The organism is Mesorhizobium sp. M7A.F.Ca.CA.002.05.1.1, assembly GCF_003998335.1.
GTDB lineage: Bacteria > Pseudomonadota > Alphaproteobacteria > Rhizobiales > Rhizobiaceae > Mesorhizobium.
In genome coordinates this window covers 1-6,659 of sequence record NZ_RZQI01000273.1, presented here as the reverse complement: position 1 = coordinate 6,659, position 6,659 = coordinate 1, and the positions used below count along the sequence as shown (strand labels likewise).

Annotated in this window: 8 protein-coding genes; 2 read left to right on the top strand and 6 right to left on the bottom strand. The window is 61.2% G+C overall.

Annotated elements, in window-relative coordinates; translation table 11 throughout:
* Nucleotides 1-291: VOC family protein (locus tag EN939_RS15735; RefSeq protein ID WP_206528294.1), on the top strand; the 291-nt coding region annotated here is incomplete at its 5' end.
* Between the two features lie 20 nt (nucleotides 292-311).
* Here EN939_RS15735 and EN939_RS15730 read toward each other — a convergent pair.
* From EN939_RS15730 to EN939_RS15720, 3 genes are all read right to left on the bottom strand, one after another.
* The gene (locus tag EN939_RS15730) at nucleotides 312-1,313 is read right to left on the bottom strand and encodes an NADP-dependent oxidoreductase (RefSeq protein WP_127268727.1); all 1,002 of its coding nucleotides are present in this window, start codon (nucleotides 1,311-1,313) and stop codon (nucleotides 312-314) included.
* 59 nt (nucleotides 1,314-1,372) lie between these two features.
* Nucleotides 1,373-2,239, bottom strand: a complete 867-nt coding sequence (locus tag EN939_RS15725; RefSeq protein WP_127268726.1) for an alpha/beta fold hydrolase — start codon at nucleotides 2,237-2,239, stop codon at nucleotides 1,373-1,375.
* A gap of 85 nt (nucleotides 2,240-2,324) precedes the next feature.
* Nucleotides 2,325-3,140 (bottom strand): oxidoreductase, encoded by an 816-nt coding sequence (locus EN939_RS15720; RefSeq protein WP_127268725.1) that lies wholly within the window; start codon nucleotides 3,138-3,140, stop codon nucleotides 2,325-2,327.
* A gap of 103 nt (nucleotides 3,141-3,243) precedes the next feature.
* On the opposite strand from EN939_RS15720, the gene EN939_RS15715 reads away from it, so the two are divergent.
* The gene (locus tag EN939_RS15715; RefSeq protein ID WP_127268724.1) at nucleotides 3,244-3,807 is read left to right on the top strand and encodes a TetR/AcrR family transcriptional regulator; all 564 of its coding nucleotides are present in this window, start codon (nucleotides 3,244-3,246) and stop codon (nucleotides 3,805-3,807) included.
* Nucleotides 3,808-3,859: 52 nt separating this feature from the next.
* On the opposite strand, the gene EN939_RS15710 is transcribed toward EN939_RS15715, so the two are convergent.
* The 3 genes from EN939_RS15710 to EN939_RS15700 form a co-directional block, all read right to left on the bottom strand.
* On the bottom strand, nucleotides 3,860-5,491 hold the full coding sequence (locus EN939_RS15710; protein ID WP_127268723.1) for an ABC transporter ATP-binding protein: 1,632 nt from the start codon (nucleotides 5,489-5,491) through the stop codon (nucleotides 3,860-3,862).
* Nucleotides 5,481-6,365 carry an ABC transporter permease gene (locus EN939_RS15705; protein WP_127268722.1) on the bottom strand — a complete coding sequence of 295 codons (885 nt, stop codon included), beginning with the start codon at nucleotides 6,363-6,365 and terminating at the stop codon, nucleotides 5,481-5,483. The genes EN939_RS15710 and EN939_RS15705 overlap by 11 nt, the downstream gene beginning before the upstream one ends.
* A partial coding sequence (locus EN939_RS15700; RefSeq protein WP_127268721.1) for an ABC transporter permease subunit occupies nucleotides 6,362-6,659 on the bottom strand: 298 nt, incomplete at its 5' end. The genes EN939_RS15705 and EN939_RS15700, both read right to left, overlap by 4 nt.

The window sequence follows — 6,659 nt, the reverse complement described above, 5'->3', positions numbered from 1 at the left end:
GGATTGAACGGCGGCTCCACATTCAAGCAGAGCGAGGCCTTCTCGTTCCAGATCGCCACCGACGATCAGCAGGAAACCGACCGCTACTGGAACGCCATCGTCGGCAATGGCGGCCAGGAGAGCGCGTGCGGCTGGTGCAAGGACAAATGGGGCGTGTCCTGGCAAATCACGCCGCGCACGTTGACCGAGGCCATGGCGGCCGGCGGCGAGGAAGCCAAACGCGCCTTTGATGCAATGATGGAGATGACGAAGATCGACGTCGCGGCGATCGATGCAGCCCGGCGCGGCTGACCTCGATCGCAGCTGAGTTGCTATCGGACCTTGATGACGACCTTGCCCTTGGCGCGTCCTGTTTCGACATAGGCCAGCGCCTCGTTGGTCGCCTCGAAGGGAAAGACCCGATCGACGACCGGGCGGATCGCGCCGGCTTCGATGAGCGATGCGATCTTGCTCAACTGCTCGCCCTGCGCCCACATGAAGAGAAACGAGAACGTCACGCCACGGCGCTTGGCTCTCGCTCGAATACCGCGGCTCAGCAGGCGAAGCACCAGCCTCAGCACCATGTTCAGTCCCTTTTCCCTGGCGAAGTCCGGATCCGGTGGGCCGGAGATGGAGATGAGCTTGCCTCCCGGTTTCAGCACATTCAGTGACTTTTCAAGTGTCTTGGCGTCCTGGCTGTTCAAGACGACGTCGTAGCCCGACAGGACTTTTTCGAAATCGTCTTTCCTGTAGTCGACGACGACATCGGCGCCGAGCCCCTTGACCAGACCGGCACTCGCCGCGCTGGCGGTGGTCGCAACGGTCGCGCCGAGATGCTTTGCCAGTTGGATGGCGAATGTCCCCACGCCGCCGGATCCGGCTTGAATGAAGACCTTCTGTCCCCTCTTCAGGCTGGCCCTTTCGATGAGCGCCTGCCAGGCGGTCAGGCCGACCAGCGGGATCGAGGCCGCCTCCTCCATGCTGAGGTTCCCGGGCTTCAGGGCCACGTCGGCTTCATCCATGGCTATGAACTCGGCGAACGTCCCGATCCGGCCATCGCGCGGCCGCGCATAGACGTCGTCGCCGAGTTTGAACTTGCGGACTTTCGATCCCACGCGGACAACCCTCCCGGCCACGTCGTGACCCAGGATGAACGGCCGGCGATAGGGCAGGATCAGCTTGAACTCTCCGGTTTTGACCTTGGAATCGAGCAGGTTCACCGCCGCGGCGTGGACCTCGACCAGGACATCACTGTCCCCGAGTTTCGGCTCCGGCATTTCGGCCAGCCGCAGCGTGCCGTTCTTGCTGTATTTGTCGACGACGAATGCCTTCATGGCAGTGACTTTCTGAGAGATTGTTGATGTTCGGGACGAAAGCCGCCCGGTGAGGGGTGTCAGGCCTCGAGAAAGGCCAATGCTTTCGGAACGAAATTCGCGTGGTTCTGGAACACCCCGCCATGGCCGGCATCCGCATAGATCACCAATTGCGCCCCCGGAATGCGGCGGGCGAGATCGTGGGTATTGACGCTCGGCACCATCCTGTCGTGATCGCCATTTGCGATCAGCGCAGGGACGCGGATGACGCTCAAATCTTGCGGCGCCTGTAGTCCATAAGCCTTCACCGCCCGGAGTTGCGCGCCGAACGCGCTAAGCGATATCGGCCTGTCGCGGTCGGCCTTGCGCTCTGTCAGCCGCTGCAGGAACGCCTTCGCGGCGCGGCGCCCGTTCACCGTTCTGGTGAAAAACAGATAGTATTTCGGATCCCGAAAAGTCAGCGCACCCTTGATCATGTCCACGATCGTCAGTGGCGTCATCTTGTCGATGCCTTGGCCGCCGGCCGGCCCGGTGCCGGCCAGGATGAGCTTGCGCACAAGCCTGGGCTCGGTCAGCACGATCTCCTGCGCCACGAAGCCGCCGAGCGAGAAACCGAAGAGATCGACTTGATCGAACCCCAGCGCCCGGACAAAGGCGACCGCATCCCGTGCCATCTCGGCGATGCGTGACGGCGTTTTGCCGCCTGAAGCACCAACGCCCCTGTTGTCGAAGGCAATCACCCACCGGGTCGCGGCGAGGCCATCGACGATGCGTGGATCGAAATTGTCCAGTTGAGCGCCGAGATGGTTCAGCAGGATTACCGGCACGCCCGTCCTTGGTCCGAGCTGCCGATAGACGAATGCCGTGCCGCCGACATCGACGGAGTGCGTTGGCGTGTCCTGGAACGATGCCCGTAAGTGGGGCGACCGCTTGAACCCATGTGTCATGCTTGGCACCTCCGCCTTGCGGGGGCTGGCCAATCGTGTTGTCGTTGCCAGTCGCATGTGCGTAAAATCCTCTGCTCGCTGTTGTTCAAACCGGCAGGCGGAACTGTTTGCGCAGGCTCTTGTCGAATATCCCCGCGGGAGCAAAGCGACGCAGCAGGCTGACCTGGCGCGCTGCCCTGCCGGCGGTGTAGCGCCGTTGCGGACGGGCATCGGTCGCTGCTTTGACGACCACCTGCGCCACCACTTCGGGCCGATCGGCGACAGGCATCACATCGCGAAGCAGCGCTTCCAGCGTAGCTCGAGCCTGATCGTATTCCTGCAACGGCGAATCCGGTTGGATCCCGTTCTGGTCGAAGACAGTGCGAACGAATGCCGGCTCGATGACCGAGACGCGGATACTGAAGGCACGAACCTCGTGGTCGAGCGATTCCGAATAGCCCTCGAGCGCGTGCTTGACCGCCGAATAATGCGCTGAATACGGCGCCGGCACCAGTCCCAGCACAGAGCCGATATTGACGATGCGCCCCTCGCCACGCCGCCGCATCGACGGCAGCACCGCATTGGTCATGCGGATGACGCCGAACAGATTGACGTCGAACAAGGCCTGCACCTGTGCAATCGAGAATTCCTCGGCGCCTCCAAGCTGGCCGACGCCGGCATTGTTGACCAAGAGGTCGATCCGGCCGGTCTGCGACAGCACCGTAGAAACGAGTGCGGCAACGGCCTCACCGTCGGTCACGTCGCAAACCAGCATGGTCACCCCGTCCGGGCCGTTGTCGGCCTTGCGCCGGCTGGTTCCGAAGACTGTGAACCCCGCCTTTGCCAGAGCCTCGGCACTGGCGCGGCCAATGCCCGAAGAGGCTCCCGTCACAACAGCGGTTTTTTCGGAATTCGCATTCATTTCGTGCTCCAAAATCATGAGGGCTAGCTTTTTTGCGCCCGTTGAATTACAGTCGTAATATCAGATTACACTCATAATGCAATAGCAGAAAGGAATAGCAGCCATGCGCTACGAAAAGGGCCGGAAGGACGCCTCGCGCGGACGGATCCTGGAGGTCGCGGCAGAACGCTTTCGCGGCGACGGCATCGCCGCGTCCGGACTGGCGACCATCATGAGCGACGCCGGGCTGACGAACGGCGCCTTCTATCCGCACTTTCAATCCAAGGCGCAGCTTGTCCGCGAAAGCGTGGCGGCGGCGATGGAGCTTCAGGCGCAGCAACTGGCAGAAGCATTAGCTTCGGGCGTGGAGATGGCCATCGGCACGTATCTGTCGGCCGAGCACCGGGACAATCCCGGAAAGGGCTGCGCGTCAGCCGCGCTGCTGCCGGAGCTCGCCCGTCAGCCGCCTGAGACGCGTGAAGCCTATACAGACCACCTGCTGGCTTTGGTGCGCCAGTTGGCGCAAGCGCTACCGCAGGCCAAGGATCCGGAGGGCGTGGCGCTGGCTGTCTTCGCAACGCTCCTCGGCACGCTGCAAATGGCCCGCGCCGTGGGCGGAACGGAATTGTCCGATCGCATCCTCTCGGTGGGGAAAGATGCGGCGAAGACGCTGATCGAGCAGCGTTAGCGCTCCAGGAAGCTGACAGTGAGGAACATGCCGGGCGCGGATAGCCGATCCGTCAGATCTTCCGGCTGGCCAGCAGCCTTGTCAGCCAGTCCGGATTCATTTCCGGAACAGAGGACAAAAGCCGTTCGGTATAGGCCGCGTGCGGTGGCGTGAGAACTTCGCTCTTCAATCCCTGCTCGACGACTTTGCCGCGGTGCATGACGACGATTTCGTCGGCTATCGCGCGCACCGTAGCAATGTCATGGGTAATGAAGATGTAGCTCATTCCGAGTTCACGTTGGAGACGTATGAGAAGCTTGAGAATTTCCTCTTGGACGATCTGGTCGAGCGCGGACGTGATCTCGTCGCAGATGATAAGCTCCGGATCGGCAGCCAACGCCCGGGCAATGCAGACGCGCTGTTTTTGGCCACCCGACAGCTCGCCAGGCAGGCGTTCCAGAAAATCTTCGCTCATCTCGACCATGTGCATAAGTTCGCCGATCCGGCGATCCCTCCGCGCGCCCTTAAGGCCGAGGTAGAATTCGAGCGGCCGAGCTATGACTTCTTCGACCGTTTGGCGCGGATTCAGGGCGTTGTCGGGCATCTGATAAATCATCTGTATGCGGCGCAGGACCTCTTTCGGCCGCGTCTTCAGGCCCGTGGAAAGAAGCTGGCCGGCAAAAGAAATCGAGCCTGAAATTGGCGGCAAAAGGCCGGTGACGACTCGAGCGAGCGTCGATTTCCCCGAACCGGATTCGCCGACCACAGCCACGGTTCTTCCGCGCGGAACCTTGATGGAGACATCCTGGAGCACCTTGACCTTTCCTGCATAGGCCGCGGTAACGTTGTCTATCGTCAGCAGATAGTCATCGGCTGGAACTTCGGGCTTGGCGAGCTTGCGTACGGCCCAGAGCGTTTTTGTATATTCCTGGCTGGGTGAGGCCAGCATCTGGCGTGTGTCTGCCTCCTCCACGGTACGTCCGTGGCGCAGAACCATGATACGATCCGCCATTTGCGCCACCACCGCCAGGTCATGCGTCACATAGATTGCAGCGGTGCTGAGTTCCTCCACGATGTTGCGAATGGAAGCTAGAACTTCAACCTGCGTGGTCACGTCGAGCGCCGTTGTTGGCTCGTCGAATATTATGAGGTCCGGACGACAAGCCATTGCCATCGCTGTCATTGCCCGTTGCAACTGCCCGCCGGAGACCTGATGAGGATAACGAAAGCCTATGGTCTCCGGTTCTGGGAGTTGAAGGCGTCGATAAAGATCGACGGCGCTCCGGTTCGCCTCTTCCCGGCCGGCAAGTCCATGCGCCACCGCGGTTTCGACGGTTTGTTCCAAGAGCCGATGTGCCGGATTGAAAGAGGCAGCCGCGCTTTGCGCGACATAGGCAATGCGGGAGCCCCTGAGGCGACGGCGCCCTTTTTCATTGACTGCCAGAAGATCAATCCCGTCGAACAGGACCGAGCCTTGCGTGATCCGGCAGCCCGGCTTGGCATAACCCATTGCGGCAAGGCCAATGGTAGACTTGCCGGCGCCTGACTCTCCGATCAGCCCAAGAACCTGGCCCCGCTTCAGCGTCAGATCGACCCCGTGGACAATGGGATGCCACCGCTCATCCGAGAACCCCTCCACATGCAGATTGCGGATTTGAAGCAGATCCTTTCCTTTTTCGCGTGGGCCTGGGCCGCTACTTTTCATCCCGCAACCCGCTTGTTGCTTGCAGGAACCAGTCCACCACGAAATTCACGGACACGGTAAGGAGAGCAATCGCGCCGGCCGGAAGTAGCGGGGTGACATCGCCGTAGGTGATCAGGGTCGCGTTCTCGCGCACCATTGATCCCCAATCGGCCGTCGGCGGCTGAATACCGACGCCGAGAAACGACAGCGCCGCGACTGTCAGGAAGACGAAGCAGAATCGCAAGCCGAACTCGGCGACCAGTGGCGGCATGACATTGGGAAGGATTTCCTTGGCGATGATCCATTTCGGTCCCTCGCCGCGCAATCGTGCCACCTCGACATATTCCATCACCGCCACGTTAAGCCCGACGGCGCGAGAAAGCCGAAAGACCCGGGTGGAATCCAGAAGCGCAATGATGACAATCAGGCTCGTGATCGACGAGCCGAAGATCGTCAGCAGCACCAGCGCGAAGATCAGACTCGGGATTGACATCAGCACGTCCACTGCACGCGACAAGATCTGGTCGAGCCACCCCCTGTACAATGCGGCAAGAAGGCCGAGCGAGACGCCGACCGCGAAGGACAGTAACGTGGTCGCGACCGCGATAGCGATGGTATTGCGCGCACCGTAGATCAAGCGGGTGAGCATGTCGCGGCCGAGCTGATCGGTTCCCAGTTTGAACTCCTGGCTCCACGGCGCGAAGGCTTCGCTGAAAACCTGCGTCTCGCCATATGGGGCTATCCAGTGCGCGAAGACCGCAACAAAGACGTAGCCGAGGATCACGACGATGCCGAACCATGCGCTGAACGGTGCCTTCTTCAGCGCAGTTTTCGCCCGGGTGGCACGCGAGCGCCTCAGCCTTTGAACCGCCGCGACAGATTCGGATCTGGTCATCGTGGGTGCAAGAGCCTGGGATTGGTGGCGATGGAAATAATGTCGGCTAGCAGGTTGAGAAGGATGTAAGTCGCGGCGAAAATCAGGGCGCAGGCCTGGACAACCGGAACATCCCTGGATTTCACCGCGTCAACCATCAGCTGGCCGATGCCGGGGTAGACGAAAACGACCTCGACCACGACCACTCCGACGATGAGATACGCCAGGTTGAACGCCACCACAGTGACGATCGGAGCCCAGGCATTGGGCAGGGCATGCCTCAGCACGATCACCATCGGGGACATTCCCTTGAGG